The sequence below is a fragment of the Pseudoalteromonas sp. 5Ae-yellow genome, from assembly GCF_014077565.1.
Lineage (GTDB): Bacteria > Pseudomonadota > Gammaproteobacteria > Enterobacterales > Alteromonadaceae > Pseudoalteromonas.
Genome location: NZ_JACGWD010000166.1, coordinates 1 through 649, shown reverse-complemented (window position 1 = coordinate 649; position 649 = coordinate 1). Strand labels below are relative to the sequence as shown.

2 rRNA genes are annotated in these 649 nt (G+C 39.6%); both read left to right on the top strand.

Going from position 1 to position 649, the window contains the following annotated elements:
• Window positions 1-103, top strand: a 16S ribosomal RNA gene (locus tag H4J63_RS19815); the annotation flags it as partial.
• A gap of 439 nt (window positions 104-542) precedes the next feature.
• A 23S ribosomal RNA gene (locus H4J63_RS19810) occupies window positions 543-649 on the top strand; the annotation flags it as partial.

Here is a 649-nt window from a genome sequence, read left to right as displayed (position 1 = left end):
TAGTCTAACCCTCGGGAGGACGTTTACCACGGAGTGATTCATGACTGGGGTGAAGTCGTAACAAGGTAGCCCTAGGGGAACCTGGGGCTGGATCACCTCCTTATACGATTTAGAACTTATTTGTTCGAAGTGTCCACACAGATGATTGTTAATTAGTGCGTATCCCTTTGGGATAACTAATTAATATGCTCTTTAAAAATTTGGAAAAGCTGATAATAAAATTCGTATGAATACAGTGTATTTGTACAGAGTTTTCAAAAGTAAAAAAGAATGATAGCAGTATCATTCAGTGCCATTTAATGAACGTTTACGTTTGTTGATTGGTATCTACTTTAGTATTCAATATTAACTTCTGGCGAAGTTAAACTGTCACTAACGTATGACTAAACTTTATTGTTTAGTATTGCGACGTGGATTTGATGCTTAGGCAACGCCGCTGATATTTTTGTCGCTGGGCGCATAACGTGTTATGTAACCAAGCAAAAATTGATAGCAAGGCAGCATAAGTAACAAAGACCAAGCAAGACCCGTTTGGGTTGTATGGTTAAGTGACTAAGCGTACACGGTGGATGCCTTGGCAGTTGGAGGCGATGAAGGACGTATTAACTTGCGATAAGCCTAGTCAAGCTAGTAAAAAGCACTTGAGACT